Raw genomic sequence first — 24,846 nt, forward strand, 5'->3', positions numbered from 1 at the left:
AAAAATTAATTGTTACATAATACTGCCTTTCTTTAATAAAATAGCAGGACAGAACTTCAAAGAGATGGTTCACGTCGTCTGTATATAACTTACTACGGAATGGCTAATTATAATATCAAAGGAAGCTAATACGGAGGGTGTTTCCACTCGGTATATATTTTATATGTACCTCTATTAAATGTCTTCAGTCTTCTTCAGCGTTTCCAACATGGGTGATCATAAGTATAAAATATTAGTTCTGAAAAGTGAAGTATGGGCTTAATGCTGTGGTGTCGGTGCTTAGCACATCGTGTGCGGATGCTCCGCACATATGGTGCGGGGCGCTGAATGCTCTGCAAATGGTTACTGATAGGGTGTCAACTTGTTGTTTGGAAGGAGTTAAACGACTATGAATAAGCTCTTTCTATTCGGTCGTACGACTTATATTCTTAGTGTAATAAGGTATTATTTAACTGAAGAAGATTCAGTATGAGCGCATAATCGATTTACTATTATCGGCTGGTAATAGTTAAAAATATTAAATATTGTATTTGCAACAATGAATATTTAAAAGAATATGTTTATATTTGCCATCGACTTAAAGAAGGTAGACGACTCCTTTATTAAAGCCCAAAAGATAAAACCTAAAATATCAACTTAACGGTAGAAAATAGTAAACCTTAATCGAGGTAGAAACTAACATCTATTTAAAAAATAAAACAAAAACCAATTATTTATTACAACTTATGAAAAAATTCTTTACTCTACTCTCATTGTGCATGGTCGCAATGACAACTTTCGCTCAGTGGGTTTCAGTTCCTGAGAGCGGTGAAAAGTACTACATCGCTGTTGGTAACCAGAAAGTGGGTTACGTTACAGCTAATGGCGATGGTGAGAAGTTGACAGCTAAGGCTGCTTCTTTGGGTGATGTTGAAAAGCAGACTTGGACTTGTACAAAGAATGCTGATGAGACTTGGACATTCACTGTTACTGTTGATGGCAACACTTGGACAATGTATACCAATGCGGGTGAGCGTCTTGCTGCTGGTTCTGATACTGGCGAGAACTTCAAGGCTTTCAAAATTATCGACCACAATGACGATCCTTCAGCAGCCTTTGGTGCTATCAAGATGCTTGAAAAGGATGGTAATGCTTTCGTAAACATCTACAGTGGTCAGAAGTTAGGTAATGAGTATGGTCCTTGGACTGAAACAGACAATGGTTCTAAGGTTTACTTTATCAAGGCTTCTGAGGTAGAGATTCCAACTTGGAACTTCGACTTTAATATTTTCCAGCAGGGTGACAATAGTACTCGTTACTTCATCCAGCTCAACAGACCAGCAGCAAACAACCCAGCAAATGGTCCTACAGGTTTGAATGGTCTGACAGGAAATAAGTTGATTCTTTCTGTTGACAACGATACACTGATTGCTGATTCTCTTGTAAAGGCTGATGTGAACTTCAAGCACAAGGTATGGCACGTAACAGAGTTCGATGCTGATACAAAGAAGATTGTTCTTGTTAACGAGGCAGGTCAGTACATTAAGTTCGTTGCATTCGAGACAGAGATGCCTGGTGGTAACGATATGTATAAGAAGAATGAGGCTGGCGAGTGGGTACGCAACGGCAAGAGCGGTGGTGGTAAGATGAATGGTGGCTTCATAGCAACTACAGATCCACAAGAACTCTACATCTTCGACAGCAACCAGGGCAGCGAGTGCTACTCTATCGGTGACAGCAGTGACAGAACTACAAACAACTTCCTTAATGCATGGGGTAACGTAGCTTGGCACCACTTTATGGGTAAGTGGGCAGTTAACGATCCTAACAACGCCCTCAAGTTCATTCCAATCTCTGATATCTTGAATGATGAAGAGATTAAGGAGATGGAGAAGGCTTCAGCTACTGGCATCTCAAACGTTAAGGTACAGGAGAAGCAGGCTGATGGTTATGTTTACACCCTCGATGGTCGCATGGTAGCAAAGAGCCTCAATGGTCTTGCTAAGGGCTTGTACATCGTAAATGGCAAGAAGGTTGTTGTGAAGTAAGTTTCACAATGAAAATAGTTTAACTCCCATTTGTCAAATGACAATGCTGTTAAAAAGAAGAATAGACTCAGTTGTCTAAGGGCAGATAGGGGTTAAGGGGCTGTATCAAAAGGAAGGATACACTTGAGGGTGTGTCTGTTAGCAGGCTAAGCATAGATACACAACATGTGTAATTCTATCACTTGCCACTGACACCATTTTGATACAACCCCCTTTTTCGTCTTATTGTTCAACATTAATAATTAAATAATTATCACAATATCTTATCCTCTATTATGAATATCTGTAAGCGTCTTTGTGCTGCTTTTCTCTTGTCTGTCGTATGTCTCGGACAAGTTCTGGCACAAGGTTATCCTCGCATCAGTACCAAAGGCAATGAGCATTGGTATTACGTTAAGTATCTTCGTTCTAACAACGTGTTGGAAGATAAGGGCGAAAAGCAAAAGTGCCTTACTGCCGTTCCACAGGTTATGAATGGTGATCGCCAGTTATGGAAGGTGGTAGCGGCAGAGAACTTTGGTCGTAATAAGAAGTACCAGTTGGTAAGCAAGAGCGGGCATACCCTTTATGTCAATGGCACAAATCCTTATAGTTCGCGTTTTATGGCGGCTACTAAGGCTACAGATATTACCTCATTCCACATCTTCCAGAGTATGAATAATAGCTTTGGAACGGGTGCATTCGAGTTGGGACCAGACTCTACGGGTAGTCATGCGATGAATCAAGTGGGTGATATTAAGGTAGGACAGGAAATCGGATTATGGGATAAGGGAGACATCAACAACGTCTTGACCTTTGTTAGCAAGGATGACATGGAGTTTCCATACTATATGCCAGTCATCTCAACAGCTGCAAATCCTGTTTATTATTACATCCAGTTCCAGACTGGTAATTGGCTTCTGAGTGCCAAGGGGGATAAGGCAACTTGCCAAACAGCCGCATTGCATAATGGTAATCTTGATGATATGCTATGGCGTGTATCAGAGAAAGACGGCAAATACTCTTTTGTTAGCAAGAGTGGAAAGATTCTTTATGTCAGCGATTCATACGTCAACGCTGCAAAGGCTCGCAACGTGAAGGATACGCTCTTTACGATGGTGGAGTCAAAGAACGCATTGGGTGGCTTCGAGATTGGTAAGTCAACCACAGGACGTAACTTCTTTAATATGTTCCAAGGTGCTGGTGAGGGTAGGTTAATCAGCTTCTGGGACTTAGGCGATGGTGGTAATGTCGTGCGCTTCGTACCAGCAGAAGAGTTGGTTCCAGTGTCAGGTATTGCTACTTTTAACCCTGCCAACAAATATACGCTTTGGTATACAAAGCCCGCAACCAACTGGATGACCTCTTGTCTTCCTATCGGTAACGGTCAGTTTGGTGCAACTTTGATGGGCGATGTAGCCATTGACGACGTACAATTTAATGACAAGACCCTTTGGAGCGGTAAGCTCGGTGGGTTGACGAGTACGGCTGCTTATGGTTATTATCTTAACTTTGGTAACCTTTATATTCGCAGTCGTGGATTGTCAAAGGTAACAGACTACGTGCGTTACCTCGATATCAACGATGCCGTAGCAGGTGTGAAATATACGATGGATGGCGTAGCATACAGTCGTACTTACTTCGCAAGCAATCCTGATAGCTGTGTGGTAGTTCGCTATACAGCCTCACAGAACGGTAAAATCAATACAACCCTTACACTGAAGAATCAGAATGGACGTAACGTAAGTTATACCGTTGATAATAACAATCAGGCAACGATTACCTTCGATGGTCAGGTCGCTCGCCAGGATGATCATGGTGCAACAACACCAGAGAGCTATTATTGTGCAGCGCGCATCGTGACCGATGGCGGTACGATTACTAAGAATGCAAAGGGCATTATTGAGGTAAATGGTGCCAATAGCATGACTGTTTATCTCCGTGGTTTGACCGACTTCGATCCAGACGCACCGACATATGTGTCTGGAGCTAACCGCCTTGCAGGTCGTGCAGCAGCGACAGTGAATGGTGCACAGAACAAGGGTTACGATGCTTTGTTAGCAGCACATAAGACCGATTATAAGTCGCTCTTCGACCGTTGTCAGCTGACCCTCGGTGATGTTAAGAACAATATTCCAACCCCACAGCTCATCAGCAGCTATCGTGACAACCAGCAGGACAACCTCTTCTTAGAGGAACTCTACTTCAATTATGGTCGTTACCTCCTTATCAGTTCAAGCCGTGGTGTATCGCTCCCAGCTAACTTACAGGGTATTTGGAACGACAACAATACACCAGCATGGCACTCTGATATCCATGCGAACATCAACGTACAGATGAACTACTGGCCTGCAGAGCCAACCAACCTCTCTGAACTTCACCGCCCATTCCTCGATTATATCTATCGTGAGGCATGTGTGAAGCCTACATGGCGTCGCTTTGCACAGGACATGGGGCACGTGAATACAGGTTGGACCTTACCAACAGAGAATAATATCTATGGCTCTGGTACTACCTTTGCCAACACCTATACCGTTGCTAATGCGTGGTATTGCCAGCACCTCTGGCAGCACTATACCTACACAATGGATAAGGACTTCCTGCGCACAAAGGCATTCCCTGCGATGAAGTCGGCTGTCGACTATTGGTTTAAGAAACTCGTGAAGGCTGCTGACGGCACCTATGAGTGTCCTAATGAGTGGTCGCCAGAACATGGACCAACGGAGAATGCTACCGCACACAGCCAGCAGTTGGTTTGGGATCTCTTCAATAACACACGCAAGGCGATTAAAGTTCTTGGCGATGATGTAGTGTCAAAGGCGTTCCGTGATTCGCTTGCAACCTACTTTGCTAAGCTTGACGATGGATGTCATACAGAGGTGAATCCAGCTGATGGTAAGACTTATCTCCGTGAGTGGAAGTACTCTTCACAGTTTAATAACCCAAGCAAAATCGGTGTTAATGAGTATAAGGCACACCGTCATATCTCACATTTGATGGGGCTTTATCCTTGTACGCAGATCAGTGAAGATGCCGATAAGACCGTCTTTGAGGCAGCACGTCAGTCGCTGATAGCTCGTGGCGATGGCCACGGAACAGGTTGGTCACTCGGTCATAAGATTAATCTTAACGCCCGTGCCTACGAAGGTCTCCACTGTCATAACCTTATCAAGCGTGCTTTACAGCAGACTTGGGACACCGGAACAAACGAGGCTGCAGGTGGTATCTATGAGAACCTCTGGGATGCCCATGCACCTTATCAGATTGATGGTAACTTCGGTTATACAGCTGGTGTAGCTGAGATGCTCCTACAGAGTCATAATGATAAACTCGTGATTCTCCCTGCCTTGCCAACAACATTCTGGCAGAAGGGTTCAGTAAAGGGCTTGAAGGCTGTGGGCAACTTCACTGTTGACATTGATTGGGCTGCTGCGAAGGCTACGAAGGTACAGATTGTTTCCAACATGGGTACAACCTGTGTTGTGAAATATACTAACGTAGCAAAGGATTATAAGGTGACGACTGCCGACGGAAAGACGGTTAAGGCAAAGCGTATCAGTGATGACGAAATCAGCTTCCCTACAGTGAAGGGCGGTGTGTATGTCATTGTTTCTAATACTGCAGACGCTATCGCAGCCATACAAAAGGCGCAGGACGGTAACATTGCTTCCGTAGACTACTACAGCCTTAACGGTACAAAGACAAGTCAGTCACAGAGCCGTGGCGTGTACATCAAGCAAATGAAGTATAGCAACGGTACAACAAGCACAACGAAAGTAATCAACTAATCACAGGTTATACATCTTACCCACACTTCGGCTTAGGCTGAGGTGTGGGTTCAAGTAAAAACATCTATTATCTTTCATTCATATGAAATCAATCAGAAACATTGGTCTTCTCGTATTCTTACTGGCGTTAGCACCATCCGTGCTAAGGGCTGGCACATGGGGTGCGAAGCCTGAACACGGTAAGACCTATTTAATCTCGGTAGGGCAAGACACCAAGAATGTCCTTACTCCCTACAAGTATTCATGGTTAAGAGACACGGGTCTTGCGTTCCTTACTTATGCTGAAGGCAACGATGCACAGAAGTGGAAACTCGTTGCTGTGAGGGGTAAGCAGGACTGCTATCAGTTGGTAAATGGCGACGGCGAGTTGGCTTTCGACATGGCACTCAACGACACAAAGAAAGTCTCTGGCTACCCTTGTATGTGGACACAGAGCATCGCCAATCCTAATCAACAGATTTATATCACTAAGAAAGGCAGTGGTTATAAGTTGAGTGCAGTGTCTGTAAAGAACGGTCAGACTTATTATGTAACCTTTGGTTCTATCTCTTCTGTCAACGGATATTACTGTGGTTATGAGAACAGTGAGGCATCAGCTGCTACGCTACAGTTCAAGGAGGTGCCTGCAGTGGTTATTCCTGAGGGTGCCGACTGGGAGAATGCGAAGGTCTATGAGCGTAACAAGGAGTGTGCGCATGCTACCTATATGCCTTATCCATCAACGAAGGCTATGAAGGCTGATGGTCAGCGTTATGACAAGCCTTGGTTGGACCCAACAGGTGCAAACTACCTTAGTTTGAATGGCACATGGAAGTTGCGTTGGAGCGAGGGAGCTAAGCCTGTCTTGCTCGGTAAGGACGACTTCTGGGGCGATGGCGTAAGTACTGAAGGCTCTGCGTGGAACGATATCACTGTTCCTTCTTGTTTAGAGATGAATGGTTATGGTCTGCCAATGTATGTGAACGTAGACTATCCATTTGAAGATCAGCAGCCTTACGTTCGTATGAAGGCTGGTTTGAAGAACTCAGTGGGCTCTTATCGTCGTGATTTCACCTTGCCTGTAGGCTGGGAGAATAAGCGTGTCTTCCTCCATTTTGATGGTATCTACTCTGCTGCTTACGTTTATGTGAATGGTAATGAGGTGGGTTATACGGAAGGAGCAAACAATGTCAGCGAGTTTGACATTACTAAATATCTCCGCACTGGTAAGAATAATGTTGCCGTACAGGTGATTCGTTGGAGCGATGGCTCTTATCTTGAGGGTCAGGATATGTGGCACATGAGTGGTATTCATCGTGATGTTTACCTTGTGGCTACACCAAAGACTTACTTGGCAGATCATTATATTAAGGCTACTGTTACACCGGGTTCTACTACCGTTGCTACGGGTAGTGCGGCTACATCTGTAGACCTTACCGTATGCAATCGCGATAAGACTGCAGCGAAGAAGACCGTAACCGTAACGCTCTTCGACCCATCTGGTAAGGAAGTGAAGAGGCTGAAGTCTGACTTTGTCTTTGCTGCTGGCGATAGCTTGAAAACACAGACAGTTGACTTCGGAACACTCTCTGGCGTGAAACTATGGTCTGCTGAGACTCCAACCCTCTATACCTTCATTTTCAGCCAGTCGCAGGACGGCAAGGAAGAGGAGGCTTTCTCTACTAAATATGGCTTCAGAAAGATTGACCTTAGCAAGGGTTATCTTGAGGTAAACGGCCGTCGTACTTACCTCAAGGGTGCTAACACACAGGACACTGACCCATTGCATGGTCGCAGCATCAGCACCGACCTTATGTTAAAAGACATAGCAATGATGAAGCAGTCTAACATGAATACGGTTCGTACCAGCCACTATCCACGTCATGCAAAGATGATGGCAATGTTCGATTACTTCGGTCTCTTCGTTGTTGATGAGGCTGATATGGAACTTCATAGGAACTGGGAAGGCTCAAAGACAATCATCAATAACACCGATTGGACAGGTGCTATCGTTGACCGTAACGTACGTAATACGCTCCGCGACCGCAACCATCCGAGTGTTGTCTTCTGGAGTTTGGGTAACGAGAGTGGCTCTGGTCTGAACATCATGGCGGCTTACAACGCTGTGAAAGAACTCGACAACCGTTATATCCACTATGAGGGATCAACACGAGATAAGGCTGAAGGAACTGATATTCACTCTGTAATGTATCCTGCTATGGATGCTTGGCGCAGCGGAACAACGGGTCCGGTGACCTCTGATGTGAACCATCCGAACACGAATAAGCCTTACTTCATGTGCGAGTATGCCCATGCTATGGGTAACGCTGTGGGCAACCTGCGTGAGTATTGGGAGGCAATGGAAGGCTCTCAGATGGGTGTTGGCGGTTGTATCTGGGACTGGGTGGATCAGAGTATCTACTCTTATGATGCGATTAAAAACAACCAATTGACAAAGAATGGATTCCCTGCTTATATCACAGGATATGACTGTCCGGGTCCTCATCAGTATAACTTCGTTAACAACGGACTTGTCAATGCCGACCGTGCATGGAGTGCTGAGCTTGACGAGGTGAAGCGTGTTTACCAATGGGTGGGCTTCGATTTGAATAAAAACAGCCGTCAGGTGAAGTTGACGAATAAGTATCTCGATCGCAATCTCAACCAGTTCTATCTTAAGTGGACCCTCCTTGCCGACGGTAAGCCTGTACAGGATGGTATCGTTAAGAAACTGAATTGTGCTGCTGGTGGTACTGAAACCGTTGACTTGAAGTATAACCCTACAGCCTTTGCAGGTAAGGAACTCTTCCTCAATATCGGACTTTATACGAAGGAGGCAACGAACTGGTGCGATCGTGACTATCCTGTTGCTGAGTTCCAGCAACAGTTGGCACAACGCACAGAGGTCCTCGATAAAGTTGATAACACAAAGGCTGATGCCCTTCACGCAACGAAGAATAGCGATGGTGGTTATACCTACGCGAACGGTAAGCAGAAAGTAACATTCGACGGACAGGGTAATATCACCCTTTGGGCATACGAGGGTAAGGACCTCTTTATGCAGAACAATGGTCCACGTTTCGACCGCTATCGTTGGATTGAAAATGATGGTCCGATGGAGGCTTATGGTAATGATCCTACCGATAATGGCGTGAAGTCGCAGACGGCTACCTTCCAACTCTCTGACGATGGTAAGACGGCAACCGTGAATGTTACGCAGAACGGCAACTATGGTAAGGCTACTTATAAGTACACAATCAATGCAAACGGTACGATAGACCTCGCCAGCTCGTATGAGGCACAGGGCAATGGCGCAAGACGTTTAGGCTTTAGTCTGAGCTTCCCAAGCGACATGTCAAAGGTGCGCTACTATGCACGTGGTCCTCGTGCAAGCTATATCGACCGCCTCGATGGCGAAGACTTCGGTCTCTATGAGACGACAGTCAAGGATATGTATGAGCCTTTCGCACACCCACAGAGTAACGGCAATCGCATCGGATTACGTTGGTTCACCCTCACAAACAACGAGGGCAATGGTGTGAAGGTAGAGACATCGGGTGATGTTGCCTTCTCTCTGACCCCTTGGACAGACGCAGAATTGCGCACAGCACGCCATGAATGGGAGTTACCAACATCAGACCGCACCGTAGCTCACTTTGATGCTGTTCAGCGTGGTCTTGGTAATGGCTCTTGTGGTCCTGCTCCATTACCGAAGTATGAGATTGAAAAGGGTAAAACCTACTCAAACATCGTGCGTTTCATCCCTTTTTCGGAAGCGGCAGATGATACCGCAAACGGAATCTCTGCCGTAGTAAACTCAGCGACAACAATGGCACAAGTCTACGACCTCTCTGGTCGTAGACTCCCTGAACCTCCTGCCAAAGGATTCTATATTCAGGGTGGAAAGGTTCATGCTAACTAACGCTTTGCAGTCTTCACTGCCTATGATTTGACTGTAGGGTAGGGGCGCACGTGGTATTCATCATTCTAAGGAATGGGTGCCTCGTGCGCCTTTATATTTCACAATGGCAATTATAATGGTTGACTAAAAATATCCTTCCCCCATGTATGGAGCGATAATAAAGTAAGCCAAAGCTATAATAATGTGCACTTCTTTCCGTTTTCAAAGAGTGTGCGGAGGCTTAGCACATGGCGTGTTGATGGTAAACACCATTGGTGCGGAGCCTTAGTAAGCTCACAGAAGTCCTCTCTTAGGGGGGAGAGTAATCATTAAACCCTTGTTATGAAGTAGTAAAAAAAAATATCTTTATTATGAAACAAAAAACTAACTACCTATTTCCTTTAGCCATTATCGGCTTATTCTTCTTCTCTATTGGCTTTGCCTTGGGTATCAACTCTTATCTGATGCCAGTATTAGAGAAGTCAATGCACATCTCTGGTGCGGCTTCAAGTCTGTTGCTTGCAGCGACTTTCATACCGTTTCTCTTGTTCGGTATTCCTGCAACCCATTGCATTAAGGCAATCGGTTATAAGCGTACGATGGCTTTGTCGTTCGCTATCTTCGCAGCAGCCTTTGGACTTTTCATCCTCGCAGCGAAGCAGAACTCACTGACATGGTTCCTCATTGCGAGCTTCGTCAGTGGTGCAGCCAATGCCGTTTTACAGGCATCTGTCAATCCATATGTGACGATTCTGGGTCCGATGGATTCGGCAGCACGTCGTATCTCTTGCATGGGTATCAGCAATAAGTTGGCTTGGCCAGTGACAACCCTCTTCATTACTTTGGTGATAGGTAAGGGTATTGGCGATACGCAACTCAGCGATCTTTACATGCCATTCACCATCATTATCGGTATCTTTTTGCTCTTGGGTGTTATCGCATTGATGGCTCCACTGCCAGACGTGAAGGATGCAGGTGAGGATGAGAGTGAGCGTGGTGACGAGGCAGCAGTCAGTTCATACGCTGACGGTAAGACCAGTATTCTGCAGTTCCCACACTTGTTGTTGGGCTGTTTGGCACTCTTCCTCTATGTTGGTGTAGAGACCATCTCGCTCGCTACGGCAACAGGTTATGCACAGTCGTTAGGTTTGGAGGGTGATAACTACGGATTTATCCCTTCTGTGGGTATGATTGTGGGTTATATCTGTGGTGTAATCTTCATCCCACGTTACCTCTCTCAGGCTGCTGCAATGCGCATCTGCGCTATCATTGCCCTCGTTGGTAGTGTGGCTGTAGCCGTAGTGCCAAACCCAGTTATCTCCGTTTATTGCATCTTCTTGATGGCATTAGGCTGTTCATTGATGTGGCCAGCGCTGTGGCCTTTGGCAATGGCAGACCTTGGCAAGTTCACAAAGTCTGGTGCTTCACTGCTAACTATGGCGATTGCTGGTGGTGCTGTGATGCCTTGGTTGCGTGGTGTCGTGCAGGATTGCACCTCTTTCCAAACCTCCTACTGGGTCAGCGTCCCTTGTTTCCTCTTCATCCTTTATTACGGAATGGCAGGATATAAGATTCGTACGAAGAAGGAGGAGTGATGAGGAGGAAAGGAGGAATTGACGAGGAATTAAGGAGGATTTGATGTGAAGTTAAGGAGTGAAATGGAGTTAAAGGAGTTAAGACAACACCGCTGACTCATAGGAGTGATGCGGAGTTAAGGAGGATTTTATGTGGAGTTAAGGAGGAAAGGATGAGGAGTTAAGGAGTTAAATGGAGTTAAAGGAGTTAAGACAACACCGTTTACACTTGCTTCTTTGCCTAATAAAATATTCCACTTTTTCCCTTCCGCCACCTCCGTATTGTAAATAAAAATCAAATCTTAAAAATAAAAAGAGCATGAATTGGCTTTCAATTCATGCTCTTTTCGCTTCTAAAAGGTGCCCTCTGGGACTCTTATTAACGCCCTTTTGAAGTCCAATTAAGCCCCTTTTCAAAAGCACCCTTGCAATAGCTTGATAACAAGTTGTTTACAACGGTACTTAAATCGATATGATTTTAGTTCTTTCCCCAGCTTTTTCTTTTGTGTTATGTAATGTTTTTTATCTTTAAATTTTCGTCCCTTTAGGGGTGATTATAATTATGAAGTATTGAGCTTAACCTCACTTTAATTATAATGGGATGTTCGAAGTCTGGAGTTAGTTTTCTCTTCTCACTTCACATTTCATAAGAGTCTTCTAAACTTGTTACGAGCACAAGTTTCAAGCACTTTTATGAAAACTCTTATATTATTTTTATGGAAGTGTTAATTGTTGTTTATCTAATGTGGCTTTGTAGTTGTTTTTTTTGCAAGTGTATAATAATTATATTTCTGTCCTTTTAAATTATGGATATTTAAAATTTATGTATTATATTTGCAATCACTTAGAGCTAATATTTCATTGATAGTTAAACTATTTCTACAAAATGAGAACGTCAGATTATATAAGTATATGTCAAGGAGGCATTGTTCGATATTGTTTGTCCCTTTTCTACAAAGGATGAACAGTGTTTTGACAGTCTTTTTAATGAACATATAATAAAATGTCTATAAACTGCAACTACCCCAATAAAGTATAAATGTATTCGCTATTATTTTCACCACATAACTTATATTCTTGTACTACACAGAGTGAGCGCAGGAATGGTAGACTTAATAAGGAAGAGTTCGCAGAGAAAGTCGACTTCATAATTGGTGAAAAAATAAATGAAGGGACATATTATTTTAATATAAAACAAAGATGGGATTTATTTCTTAATAATCATCCCAAAGATTCTATGGAATTTCTTTGTCAAGATTTGGTGTTACGTAAATTGTATAATAATATTAAACGTATATATGGAATAGAGCAGTCTAATCGTAATCAGATAGTCAAGCAGATGGTCTCTTTGTTGAGAGAAGAGGCTTGTAAGTGGGTTATTCGCCTTGACATACGGCATTTTTATGAGTCTATTGAACGTGAGAGACTTATTAATCGTTTTGTAGAAGATGGACGTTTGAATTATCAGTCAATATATCTTCTTAAAAATCTCTTTTCTAATTCAAGTATTTCCAAAATAAAAGGATTACCTCGTGGGTTGAATATAAGTTCTGTGATGTCTGAACTTTATATGAAGTATTTCGATTTGGAAATCCGCAGAATGGATGGCGTATTCTATTATGCGCGATTTGTTGATGATATAATAATCTTTTGTAGTAGTAGTAATTCACAAGAGAATGTTTGGACGAAAGTTCCTGAATTATTGGATAAACTGGGATTGCAACTTAATGAATCTAAATCATACAAGGGTGATAATGATCAGGAAGATTTAAATCTTACCTATCTTGGTTATACTTTTATTCTTAAAAAAAATAATGATTTAGAAATAGCAATAGCAGATAAGAAAGTAAATGTTATAAAGACTCGTATAACAAAGAGTTTTGTGCGATTTGCTAAAGATGGAAATTTTATCAAGTTGAAGAATAGAATTAAATTTCTTACGGGCAATATCACTATTAATAATCCTTCTACTTTATTACCAATTAGAATTGGAATCTATTTTAATTATAATATGATAACTTCAAGGGCTTCATTATATGAGCTTGATAAGTACTATCAGAAATTACTGCATTGTAGAACGGGACGTTTGGGATTAAAATTAAAGAAAAAATTTAACGCAAATCAAGTAGAAGAGTTATCTAAATATTCTTTTGTTTTTGGTTTTGAAAAGCATGTAAGACATTATTTTACATCTGCAACGATTGCGGACATAACTAATTGCTGGCGATGAGTAAGAATATAGATTTAAACAATAAATATAGAGTTCTTCTAACAGAAGTCTTACCATATGAGATACCTTTAATGCTTGATAATGAAGGGTTCTATCTTAATATGCAAGATAAAGAATTACAAGATATATTCTATCAGACTTTTCAAGGGAAACTTAAAAAGTGGACAATCCCTTTCGATTACTCTGTTCGTAAATATGGTGGAGATAAGAGTCGTAAACTTAGTTTAATGCATCCCTATATTCAGGTAGAATGCGCAAAATTTTACGAAAGTCATGATTATTATATGCTCTCACTTTGTAGTAATAGCCCTTTTTCTATTCGCTATATATCAGAGCGTGCAAAATGTATATTCAAGGTAGAAGAATCGGAAACTAAGGAGGAGGAGAACCAGAACCGTATAGAGATATTAGATGAAGAAGTAGATAAATTATATCGTTCGTATTTCAGTTATAAGCGTTACGATATGATGTATAAGTTTTTTACCAGTGGTGATTATCTTCGCTTGGAACAAAAGTATTCCCATCTGATGAAGATGGACATTGCTCGTTGCTTCTATCATATATATACTCATACTATTGCATGGGCTGTTAAGGGCAAAAAACAAGCTAAAGAGCTAATCGGAAAAGAAACCTTTGAAAATGCCTTTGACACCCTTATGCAGCATGCAAACTACAATGAAACGAATGGAATAATTGTTGGTCCAGAGATCTCTCGAATATTTGCAGAAGTTATATTGCAACGTATTGATATAAATGTGGTTAATCGCCTAAAGCAATCACCATATTCATTAACGCTCGGTCGTGATTATGAAGTTAGAAGATATATTGATGACCATTATATTTATGCAAATAATGAAGAAACACTTTGCTCTATATTAGATGTTTACAAAGATGAACTTCAGTTGTATAAGCTTTATATTAACGAGAGTAAACTTGAGTTTTTAAAGCGACCTTTTGTTTCAGATGTTGCAGTTGCAAAAAAAGAACTTGCAGAACTAAAAAATAGTATTTCTGAGCGGTGGTTAGTGAAGGATGAAAAAGGCAAATATAAACATTCTATAAAGAATGAGATGAGTTCTTTTTCATCCATCGTAAATAAATTTTGTTCAATTACATATAGATATAATCAAAAATATGGAACACTAAATCGATATTTTCTTACATTGATAAGCTCACAGCTATGTGAAGAATCTAATAAAGAATACGCCAGTGAGGCAACGGGTAAACTACTTTTGATGTATCTTGAAGTTGCCTTTTATGTTTTCTCTTTGGATATGAATGTATCTGCATCTATAAAGCTGTGCCGCATACTATATGAACTTCATAAATGGGCAGAGAAATGTATTGACAAAACAATATTACCAGAATTAGAGAATAGAATTTTTCGTGAAATAAAACGATGTTTGGATATTTATGAGGTTAATAAAAAAAACGATGAGATTAATCTTGAAGCGCTTAATTTATTACTATGCCTCAGTCGTATAATGCAAACATCCATATCGCGAACACAATTACTTAGACTCTTTAATATAAATAAGGGAGGTATAGACGAATATAAACAACAAAACTACTTCCAGATATGTACTCTATTATATATTATAGGTTGGGATAAAACCTATGATGATATCAAAAAAAATATCTTAGAAGAAATAAAACGTCGAGTAAAAGAAGAGAATTCGATGTGGCACGCAGATACAGTAATGCTTTTTTTTGATGCTATAGTTTGCCCTTTTTTTGAAGAGAGTGAGAGGAAAGAGATTTTGAAAGAAGTATGTGGTAATCCAGCATCAGTAGATAAAAAACTAGAGTTATACAATAAAACAGGGAGATGGTTTTTCAATTGGGATAAAAGATGTGATTTGTCAAACTTATTATCTAAGAAAGAATACCATTCTCCATACGAGTAATATTTATATACGGAATCAGCGAAAGCCCGAAGAGACAGTTCTGCGGAAGTAATCCATGATCAAGATAACGACCAAAGAATATACATTCAATTAGAGTTACTGACTTAATTTAGAACTTGAGAGTTCTAAGTTATAGTTCAATGAATGCATTTGTAACAAAGAGAGAATGAGAGGATTTATCCTCACACACTAATGACCCTCAGAGGCTGTAGTTGATTCCGTTTTATATATTTGAATAGTTGGTAATAGATCAAGTGGAAATATATGTTAGAAGAAGTAATAGTGAGGGATTGAAGCAAGCCTATCCAAACTCGGAGGGGCGTATCCGCCACATCTTTAAGCATCAAGTGTATGGACTGGCTCCAACGGAGTGTATCTATCGTATTGCACTACGTTATATTCTTGGCTTTGATGAAGACATCCATATCTCAGAGGCTGACCATCATTTGCGACAAGCTGATAGTCTGCCAGCTGCTAAGGCTGGAACATTGGAGGAGTTCTTGGACGAGGTGTTTAAAGCTCAATTAGTTCTTATAGGAATAAACTCTCACCAACTAACTTTTGAAGTTGCTGTCACTGCTGTCAGGCTTTAGATGATTGTAATATGCTGAAGGATAGCTTGTTCGTTCAAATGTTAAAAGTGACAGCAAACAAAAAATAAAAATATACTTATGGACTACGAATTTGTCTAATCATTTTTGAACTTTGAGCATTGAACTTTATGATTTGTACGTTTAATGAACTACGAATTTCTCTAATTGCGCTAATATTATTGCGATGTAATTCGTGCCATTCGCGTAATTCGTAGTTTACTTTATGCTTAGAACTACGAATTTCTCTAATGACACGAATCATTATTGCGATGTAATTCGTGACATTCGCTTAATTCGCAGTTAACCCAAGTTTAACTGGCAAAATTATTTTTCATAAATTTTCGGGATGTTTTGTGTAGTATCAATTTGATAAATGGTTGATAATCAAGTATAGGGTATTGTAACGAGGAGTAAAATCTGATTTGTAGGACACAGCCATATCAAAAATATTTTGTTACTTTGCACTCATGCACGCAAATGTACAGACACGATTCAACCCTGCCACAGGGGACATGGCTCCTTATTATCGCATCAAGGAGTCATATCGTGACGTGCAGGGTCATGTACATTCGCTAATTCTGTTGAACATCGGGTTCGAACCTTCACTTACTGCTGTACAGGTTCGAAAAATTGCATACGCTCTTACCGAACGCTTCAAAAATAGAAGTACACCCTCGCTTTTCAAAGAACATCTTGACGGTCTTACTCCTATTGAACAGGCAAAGGCTGACGAATGGTGGATCCGTATGGAGAAAGAAGGTGGAATCGATCGGTTTAATAAGGAAGAGCAGAAGTCGCTGAGAAAATATGAGAACTATATTGACCTTGAGACGGCAAACTATACTGACGCAAGGAATGTTGGTGCAGAGTGGCTCTGCAAGCAGACAATAGACAAGCTACAATTAGAGGGTTTTCTGCGCAAAAACGGCTGGACGGAGAATGCGATACACACGGCTTTGTCAGCATTGATTGTTCGCACGGTATATGCAGTTTCTGAACGTTCATCTTATTATTATTTGCGCGATAACTCGGCTGCCGCTGAACTTTATAGTGGAGTTCCTGGCTGGACACCAGGAATCAATTCTCTGTATAAAATCACTGATAAATTATATGAACTAAAGGAACAGTTAGAGCGTCATTTGTGCAGCGTTACTGACGATCTCTTTAATATAGACAACAAGTTGATGCTCTTCGACTTAACCAACTTCTATTTCGAGGGTAGCAAGCGTAATAGCGATAAAGCCAAGTTCGGTCGTTCAAAAGAAAAGCGCTCTGATTGTAAGCTACTTGTACTTGCATTATGTATCAATAAAGAAGGTTTTATACGTTATTCTTCTATCTTGGAGGGTAATACAGCAGATTCCAAGTCTCTACCCAATATGATTGATACGCTGGCAAAGAGGAATCCATCAAGAACCAAAGATACGCTTGTTGTCATGGATGCAGGTGTTGCCACAGAAGAGAACTTGGAGTTAATAAAGAAAAAGGGTTACAATTATCTCTGCGTATCCCGTACGCAAATGAAGGACTATACGCTCAGTGATGATAACAAGAGTGTTACGGTAATGGATGCCCGTCGGCAGAAGATAACGCTGAAAGAGGTTAAGACAGAGGATGATAAGGATTATTATCTCGAAATAACATCTCCTTCGAAAGCTATGACAGAGTCGTCCATGAACAGGGTTTGGAGAGAGCGTTTTGAGATGGAACTGCAGAGGATAAACGAAGGAATCTCCAAGAAAGGTGGAACAAAAACCTATGAAAAGGTTGTTGAACGTACAGGACGTGCCATACAGAAGTACCCTTCTATAGCGAAGTTCTACCAGATAAGCTACATAAAAAATGAGAAGAAGCCCAAGCAGATGCTGCGTGTAGACTGGGAGATAAAAGACCTCTCGGCAATGGAATCTGGTCATGGAGTCTATTTCCTCCGCAGCAATGTCAGGACACTTTCTGAACGTGTAACATGGGAATACTACAATCTCATTCGTGAGATAGAATGTACGAACAGACAACTAAAGAATGATCTCAACCTCCGTCCTATCTATCATCAGAAAGATGAGCGAAGCGACGCACACCTTTTCTTCGGTTTACTAGCCTACTGGGTGGTAAACACTATCCGTTGTCAATTAAAACGAGAAGGAGAATCCTGTTACTGGACTGAGATTGTACGACGTATGAGCATCCAAAAGCTCGTCACCACAAAAGGGAAGAATCCATTAGGTGAAACCATCGAGATGCGCCAGTGCAGTAGTCCTTCGAAGCAAGCAAAACAGATATACGATAAGTTGAACTTAAAACACTCACCATTCAAAAAGAATAAAATTTGTAGGACACAGAGCCCATAAGAAAAATGAGGAAAGTACGGTGACAGTAACAATTAGGCGAAAGTGGGTGTTAAACTTGGGTTAGTTGTTTTTATGGGTATTTTCGCGCTGTCATGTCAAGGAAATTCAAAACGCATAAAGATGCTGAATGATGTCTATTTGAGGGGTAGATAAGCAAAAGAAGATATACTTCTCTTAAGAATTTCGCCAACTCGTATATGGAGAGATAAACTAAAGTCCTTACATAATATGTCACACAGAGGGATGGAGGGAACGGAGTTAAACACAATATACGGAGGTGCCGATGGCACAAAGAGTGACAGAGACGAAGCGTACAGAATCTTGATAGCTTTTTGGGTGTAAGCTTTGTACATAGAATCTCTAATAAAACTGGCAACCAAGCTCCGCTTGCTCTACGTACCGACGGTGCCTCCGCGACTTCAACCGATTTGTTGTTAATAATCCTCTGTGTTCTCCTTTGCCCTGTGTGACATTACTTCAAAGTTCTAAATTTAAGGGAGAAAACCTTATCACCCCATATTTCGGCAAAATTAAATAATTAGGGATAAGAAAAGTAGAAAACAATTCCGAAGTGTTAGTTACGCCATGATAAACCCAATAAAACAACATAGAGTGAAAGTGGTAAAAGGATGTCAAGTGCTATAGCCACGACGAATGCCAGTATGGCTAAGAGTATCCCTTTCTCCAATGCAAATTTATATGCACAATTATTGCTGTCCGGTAAAAATAAACTGAAAGTTCTGTATCTCTTTATTCATCGGTGTTGCAGCCGTTTTACTTATCTAGGGGCTTGGTTCTTAGTTTTAAACTGTAAGCATTATAAAATGCGCTTATTTTGACAAGGAAAGCCCTATAATAACCAAATAAATTAATGAAATCATAAGTTTAAGCCTATTTTATCTAACACAGATAACTCCAAAAAAGTTTTATCGGACACCAATAATGCACAATAAATATTTATCACTATTGTTGACATAAAAAGGAACAAGATAATCTCGTAGGATGCTTCTCCCATTACAAAAATAAATGGACAGAGCAACATCCAAATAAACATATAACCGAGCCAACCGTAAGGTGAAGAAGTTTCTGCCATAATCACTTGTGTTCTTAAACGTAATTCTATCCCGCCTAAGGAGATAAAAGACTCATGAATAGTTATTTAATAAAGTCGGTAAATCAAGGAATAACCAGTGCTATTATGATTGTTCATCAATAAGTTACACCGCTATTCAAACGATGATTACCATCAGCAAAGATACATAAATAGTTCGTAGTATCAGCGTTTTTGCAAGGATTTTGGTTAAGAAAAGGATATGAAATAACCCTTTATTTGGGTTTTCAGATGTTCGGAGTGATAGGGGAGTAGCCTAAGTTTAGAACTTTGATGAGATGTCACACGGAGAAACTGAGGCACGGAGGATTATTAAAAAATAAGCTATGGAAGTAACGGAGGCACCGTCGTGCGTGGAGCAACTCTAACCAACGGACTTCTGAAGTTGCTGTCACTACTGTCAGTATTTGAGTACTTGTAATGTGCTGAAGGAGAGTTGGTTCGTTCAAATGTTAAAAGTGACAGCAAACGAGAAATAAACTTATAGACTACGAATTTCTCTAATGACACGAATCATTATTGCGATGTAATTCGTGTCATTCGCATAATTCGTAGTTTACTTTATGCTTAGAACTACGAATGGCTACGAATTTCTCTAATTACGCTAATATTATTGTGATGTAATTCGTGACATTTGCTTAATTCGCAGTTAGCTTTATGCTTTGAGTAATAGTTTTTGAGGAATAAAAAGCAAGTTGATAAGTTTATTACAACTCATCAACTTGCTATGATTTAACTTGTAAAGCGAGTTTACAAGTCAACTTGTCTACTTTCTTTATTCTGCGCTTACAGGGCGAATGCTATGCATACACCACTTAGGACTGCTGCCTCTTCTGCAGCTGTAAACTGTACCCGGATAGAGCCAGCCACAATTCGTGTAGCAAGCTGAGAAAGCGATTGCCTGTGTGTAGTTACAGCGGTTGCCGTCAGCGGTCCAGTAGTAAGCCGAACTACCCGGACATTGGAGGCGAGGTGCTCTGTCATTGTATTCAGTGTAAGCACCTGCAAATGGGAAGAACACACCCTTATCGATATCCTCCTTAGAGAACTTCTTCATACGTGTGTTGCGGGTATTATACTTACCTACATAGATAGCTTTTGGGCGGTTTGTATTACCAATGATGTGGCCGTTCTTATCGAGTACCTTACCCTTCTTGCAAGCAGGAACGGTTGGGTCGAAGAGCACACCGACGATGATGTTACAGCCATCTTGATAATAACCAACATACTCACCCGTCTTTGCCATCAGATTATCGAGGTCTACCTTTGTAGGCATCATGAACTTACCATTAGAAGCATAGTAAGCAAGGTCGCCATAGCATCTATTCTGAATCGTAGCCTGAATATTACCCATGTGAGTTGAGTAGTAACGAGAGTAGCAGTAGCTGTAATTGTTTGCACAAGCGATGTTACCCCAACGGAAGTGATCGAAAGCGGAGTTGTTGAAGTCACGTGGGAGATACTGAGGATGGGAGTTGAAAGGGTCAGCTTCGGTATAGAAGTAATCCCATGCCTGCTTAGCCAGTCTGTAACCAGGAACCCAACCCTCTAAATTTGTGCAAGGCTCATACTGCAAGTTGTATCTTCCCCACTTTGTTCCGTCAATATCAATGCATGGACCAGGAATACATGTTCCGTTAATAGTTTCTGTATTATTGGTGTCCGATAAAACTTTTTTGGAGTTATCTGTGTTAGATAAAATAGGCTTAAACTTATGATTTCATTAATTTATTTGGTTATTATAGGGCTTTCCTTGTCAAAATAAGCGCATTTTATAATGCTTACAGTTTAAAACTAAGAACCAAGCCCCTAGATAAGTAAAACGGCTGCAACACCGATGAATAAAGAGATACAGAACTTTCAGTTTATTTTTACCGGACAGCAATATTTCTGTATAGAACTTTACACGCTCATATTTCAAAGGATTCTTTATCTCAGAATAATACTTCTTACCATCTTCTGTCTCAATAACAAACTTTGGTGTGAAATGCATATCTGGGAAAACCAATAAATAAAACTCATCCAATGGCGTATCAGCGGTCATACTTAAACTATCTTTATCACCATAAGTCATCTCACCTGTGCTCAAATTAAGTTTTGCATTGGTGTAGATGTTATAAAGCGTCACACGCTTTATTTTCTTCAAAGGGTGATTATTAAATAGTATATTCACCGACATGAGTGTATACTGCTTCTTCAGTATAAAATCTGCCCAGATATTAACACCCTCTTCCTTGATATTCTTTAGTTTATTCCAAGAGTAATCGAAGAATCTAAAATTCTTAACGGTACCATTTTGATGACCCTTTACAACTTTACCCTTATCCATTACTTCATTCTCTCTCAGTCCCAAACTCATTGTACCCATCTGAGCTTCTAATGAATTATATCTATAAGGATAAAAAACTGCTACTTCATCGCCTTCTTTTCAGTGAATGTCTCCAATAAATTTAGAATAGACTCCATCTGTAGCTACAGATAGATAATCATAATCCTTCTGAGGTGAAGTAATATTATAAGCCATAAGACGATCTCTAGCATTCCACGTGATTGGTTTGCCAATTACCACATTCGTACGTGTCACAGGTGCTTGTACCTCTTTGACAATAAACCGTTTTTATTACGATGTATAGTTTCCTAATATCTTTTCTTATCGGCATCTTGTCTGGCTTTGAACTTGACGTAGCCCGCTACGCCTGCGCCCCAAAGCCAAACAATCTGCTCGATAATAAAACAAAATATGTTTAGGCTCTAATGACAGAGTTGGGTTTAATTTTACTTTATAGCGTTTCCCTTTTCATCCCTTCTTGATAGTGAAGTGACTTTTACTTCAAAGTCTGCGGTTGTGTTGTTGTCATCCACGTATTTCTTACCATCCCACTTTCTTACCAGTGCAAGGCCAGAAGATATGGGGTAATCGCTTTGTTTTAGGCTGGAGAAAGAGACGTCGGTAACGGCATTGTAGCCTCTGTCTAACTTGCTTGGACGCATCTGGAACATACGGCGAGGACAGATGGTAATGCAGTCGATGACGCACTCAAAAGGTACTTCGATGGCATAGAAGTCACCGAAGGCACTACTGGTCACGGTGATGTAATGCAGATAACCCTTACTATCCTTTGTCTCGGCATAGTTCTTCTTGAATTCCTCTGGTGTCCATGGCAGTTTTATCAAGGCAATACCGTTGCTCTCAGAGATGTGAGAGAATTCGTAAGCAGGACCAATATTGCCCTTAGCATCGGTAGATGTGAGGATTGCATTCATGTCTGGAACGTTCGGATTATTCTTCTGTCCGGGGTCGTAGTTGCTGTTTGTCCATTCGAAATCAGCCTTACTTAGGTCCAAAAAGGCATTCAATCCGCCATACATACTCAGGTCCTCGCCCTCTAACTCAGCCTCAAATTTAGCCTTGTGGTCGATGGCATACTTTGCAACAATGATAGTCTGACCTGGCTTCACAGGGTAGTCATTGCCCTTACCGGGGAAGTAAGAGATACCCGATGCACCATAATAACGATTGACGAAATCGTCTTTCGGTGCGAACTGGATAGCTTTGCTCGGTTCAATGGCATTGACACACAGCGCCAATCCGTCAAGATATTTCACCTCGTCCGTAGGGTTAAAGATGGCGATATATTGGTCGTCATTGTACATCTGGTTCAAATTCTTCATACCCCAAGCACGTACATCACGATACCAATAATGACCAACATAGAACACCTCCTTGATAATCAAGTGGTCTAACTTTGTCTTAGAAGTGGATTGCTTCACAGGCATTTCATTACGCGTACAGCTGTTCATCCCTAAAAGCATAAGGCTAAAAAGCAGGTACGCAGTTATCTTCTTTTTCATCATTTGTTTTCTTCTATTTATGTTTATATCATTGTGAGCAGTGGGAGGGACTATTGCCACGAGAGGAATAGATTGTGAGTTACAGACGTATAGATACTTCCTTAGCGACGATGCTGTCCTCTCCCTCTGTCCATGTTACAAGAACCAGTTTCCGAAACCAGAGCCACCACCAATGCCGTGGGTCTGTACATTCTGCGAAGCTTCCAACGCATCTAATGATGACAAGCCTATTTCGTGACCTAAGTAGAAATAGAGTGGGTCGTTCGGGTCGATGGTTGTAGGGTCAGTATCAAAGCTACTGCAGAACACCTTGATAGGGATATTAAAGCGGAAAAGCTCCTTCCATTCTGAATCTGCCCCATACTCCTTTGGCTCGTCAGGGTTGTAAGCCTCCGAACAGATGAACGGACTACGGAAGACATAGGTTGAATGGCGATTAAGATACTCGTCCTTCGGTATCAATGCCTTCTTTCCTTTCGGGCATTTCATCACTCTTACAGACAGATAGAACTTTGGTAAGAGGTAAGACGGACGTGTATAACGGCCAGCCTCACCCGTTGCAGGGTCCAAACGGCGTGTAATCTCTAATGGCCACTCTTGATGAAGTGCATCGTTCTCATCGGCTTCAATGTCAAAGTTGAAATGCCCCTTCAGTCCTACACGGTCTTGGTCGTAAGGCGCAACAGCCCAGTCAGCATCCTCACGTGTCAACGGTGGGAGAAGACGTTGGTTGAATAACTCACGTGCACCATCAGCCATTGCATTATGAATCCACGTATCTCGATAGGTATATTCAAATATCTTTGGGGTCAATTCGGCACGTTCTTTCCACGTGGTCTTATTCGCAAAGGTTGGAGAAGGAACTGGTGTCGTGTCGACTGTACCGCCTTTCTTCCAATCACCAAACTTATTCTTGTTTGGTTTCCACGTACCACGGCAGTCCATTACTTCGTATGGATTGCCCTTATCGTCAACCTCGCTCACCGTGAAGAATATCTGATACTCATCAGAGTGGTCGAGAATATTGTCGTTCATCAGCTTACCCTCTTTGTCGAAGAAGTAGAGACAGAGTCCCCAACGCTTGAGTTTTCCACCAATGATACGGATATAATCAGGTCCAATCTTACCATCGCTCTGCTCAAGATACGTCACAGTACTTTGGCGCTGCACCTCAACCGTAGGCCATTTTGCCGTATTGTTGCGGATAATGACAAACTCCTCCTGCTTCCAAGGGGCGTTATGATAGACGAAGTTACCGTGCATCATACCGTCGCCGTGGGAGTGTCCCTCTTTAAACATCGCTAAGCAGGTAGCCCAACCATTGAAGGCTCCGTCTGGGTCAGGGTTATTCACCTGCTCAGAGACCTTAATCTTCGACAGACTATCTACATAACGGTCTGCACCACTACGTGCTAATCCCTTACTTTCTAAGGGATTTTCGTTATAATCAACATGTACATTGCCAAACACAAAGTTGTCACATGAAGTGAAAACTGCGGCAACACATGATAATAAAAGAATGTTCTTGAATATCTTATTCATCTTCCCAATTCGTTT

At 41.4% G+C, this 24,846-nt stretch carries 12 protein-coding genes; 8 read left to right on the plus strand and 4 right to left on the minus strand.

The features are described 5' to 3' along the window. The first annotated feature begins 725 nt into the window (after window positions 1-725). From J4861_RS01925 to J4861_RS01960, 8 genes are all read left to right on the plus strand, one after another. Window positions 726-2,027, plus strand: a complete 1,302-nt coding sequence (locus J4861_RS01925; protein WP_211816490.1) for a hypothetical protein — start codon at window positions 726-728, stop codon at window positions 2,025-2,027. A gap of 275 nt (window positions 2,028-2,302) precedes the next feature. Next, window positions 2,303-5,794 (plus strand): glycosyl hydrolase family 95 catalytic domain-containing protein, encoded by a 3,492-nt coding sequence (locus J4861_RS01930; RefSeq protein ID WP_211816491.1) that lies wholly within the window; start codon window positions 2,303-2,305, stop codon window positions 5,792-5,794. A gap of 82 nt (window positions 5,795-5,876) precedes the next feature. Next, entirely contained in the window at window positions 5,877-9,695 is a 3,819-nt protein-coding gene (locus J4861_RS01935; protein ID WP_249110794.1) for a glycoside hydrolase family 2 TIM barrel-domain containing protein, read from the plus strand. Window positions 9,696-10,045: 350 nt separating this feature from the next. Then, a complete protein-coding gene (locus tag J4861_RS01940; RefSeq protein WP_428842159.1) occupies window positions 10,046-11,269 on the plus strand; it encodes an MFS transporter in 1,224 nt (407 codons plus the stop codon). Between the two features lie 1,018 nt (window positions 11,270-12,287). Further along, a complete protein-coding gene (drt3a, locus tag J4861_RS01945) occupies window positions 12,288-13,478 on the plus strand; it encodes an antiviral reverse transcriptase Drt3a (RefSeq protein WP_211816492.1) in 1,191 nt (396 codons plus the stop codon). Further along, window positions 13,475-15,385: an antiviral reverse transcriptase Drt3b gene (gene drt3b, locus J4861_RS01950; RefSeq protein WP_211816493.1), complete on the plus strand. Its 1,911-nt coding sequence runs from the start codon at window positions 13,475-13,477 to the stop codon at window positions 15,383-15,385. Before drt3a ends, drt3b begins: the two co-directional genes overlap by 4 nt. Before the next feature lie 254 nt (window positions 15,386-15,639). After that, complete coding sequence (locus J4861_RS01955) at window positions 15,640-15,978, plus strand: hypothetical protein (RefSeq protein ID WP_249110796.1); 339 nt, start codon at window positions 15,640-15,642, stop codon at window positions 15,976-15,978. A 467-nt stretch (window positions 15,979-16,445) separates the two neighbouring features. After that, on the plus strand, window positions 16,446-18,326 hold the full coding sequence (locus J4861_RS01960; RefSeq protein ID WP_211816494.1) for an IS1634 family transposase: 1,881 nt from the start codon (window positions 16,446-16,448) through the stop codon (window positions 18,324-18,326). A gap of 1,886 nt (window positions 18,327-20,212) precedes the next feature. Here the strand turns inward: J4861_RS01960 and J4861_RS01965 are convergent. The 4 genes from J4861_RS01965 to J4861_RS01980 all read right to left on the minus strand — a co-directional run bounded on the left by J4861_RS01965 (window position 20,213) and on the right by J4861_RS01980 (window position 24,831). After that, window positions 20,213-21,013: a hypothetical protein gene (locus tag J4861_RS01965; RefSeq protein ID WP_249110797.1), complete on the minus strand. Its 801-nt coding sequence runs from the start codon at window positions 21,011-21,013 to the stop codon at window positions 20,213-20,215. Window positions 21,014-21,193: 180 nt separating this feature from the next. Further along, the gene (locus J4861_RS01970) at window positions 21,194-21,805 is read right to left on the minus strand and encodes a fimbrillin family protein (RefSeq protein WP_211816495.1); all 612 of its coding nucleotides are present in this window, start codon (window positions 21,803-21,805) and stop codon (window positions 21,194-21,196) included. A gap of 407 nt (window positions 21,806-22,212) precedes the next feature. Beyond that, on the minus strand, window positions 22,213-23,292 hold the full coding sequence (locus J4861_RS01975) for a DUF4876 domain-containing protein (RefSeq protein ID WP_211816496.1): 1,080 nt from the start codon (window positions 23,290-23,292) through the stop codon (window positions 22,213-22,215). Between the two features lie 132 nt (window positions 23,293-23,424). Further along, window positions 23,425-24,831 carry a hypothetical protein gene (locus J4861_RS01980; protein ID WP_211816497.1) on the minus strand — a complete coding sequence of 469 codons (1,407 nt, stop codon included), beginning with the start codon at window positions 24,829-24,831 and terminating at the stop codon, window positions 23,425-23,427. Window positions 24,832-24,846 lie beyond the last annotated feature (15 nt).

It is taken from the genome of Prevotella melaninogenica, assembly GCF_018127925.1.
GTDB lineage: Bacteria > Bacteroidota > Bacteroidia > Bacteroidales > Bacteroidaceae > Prevotella > Prevotella melaninogenica_C.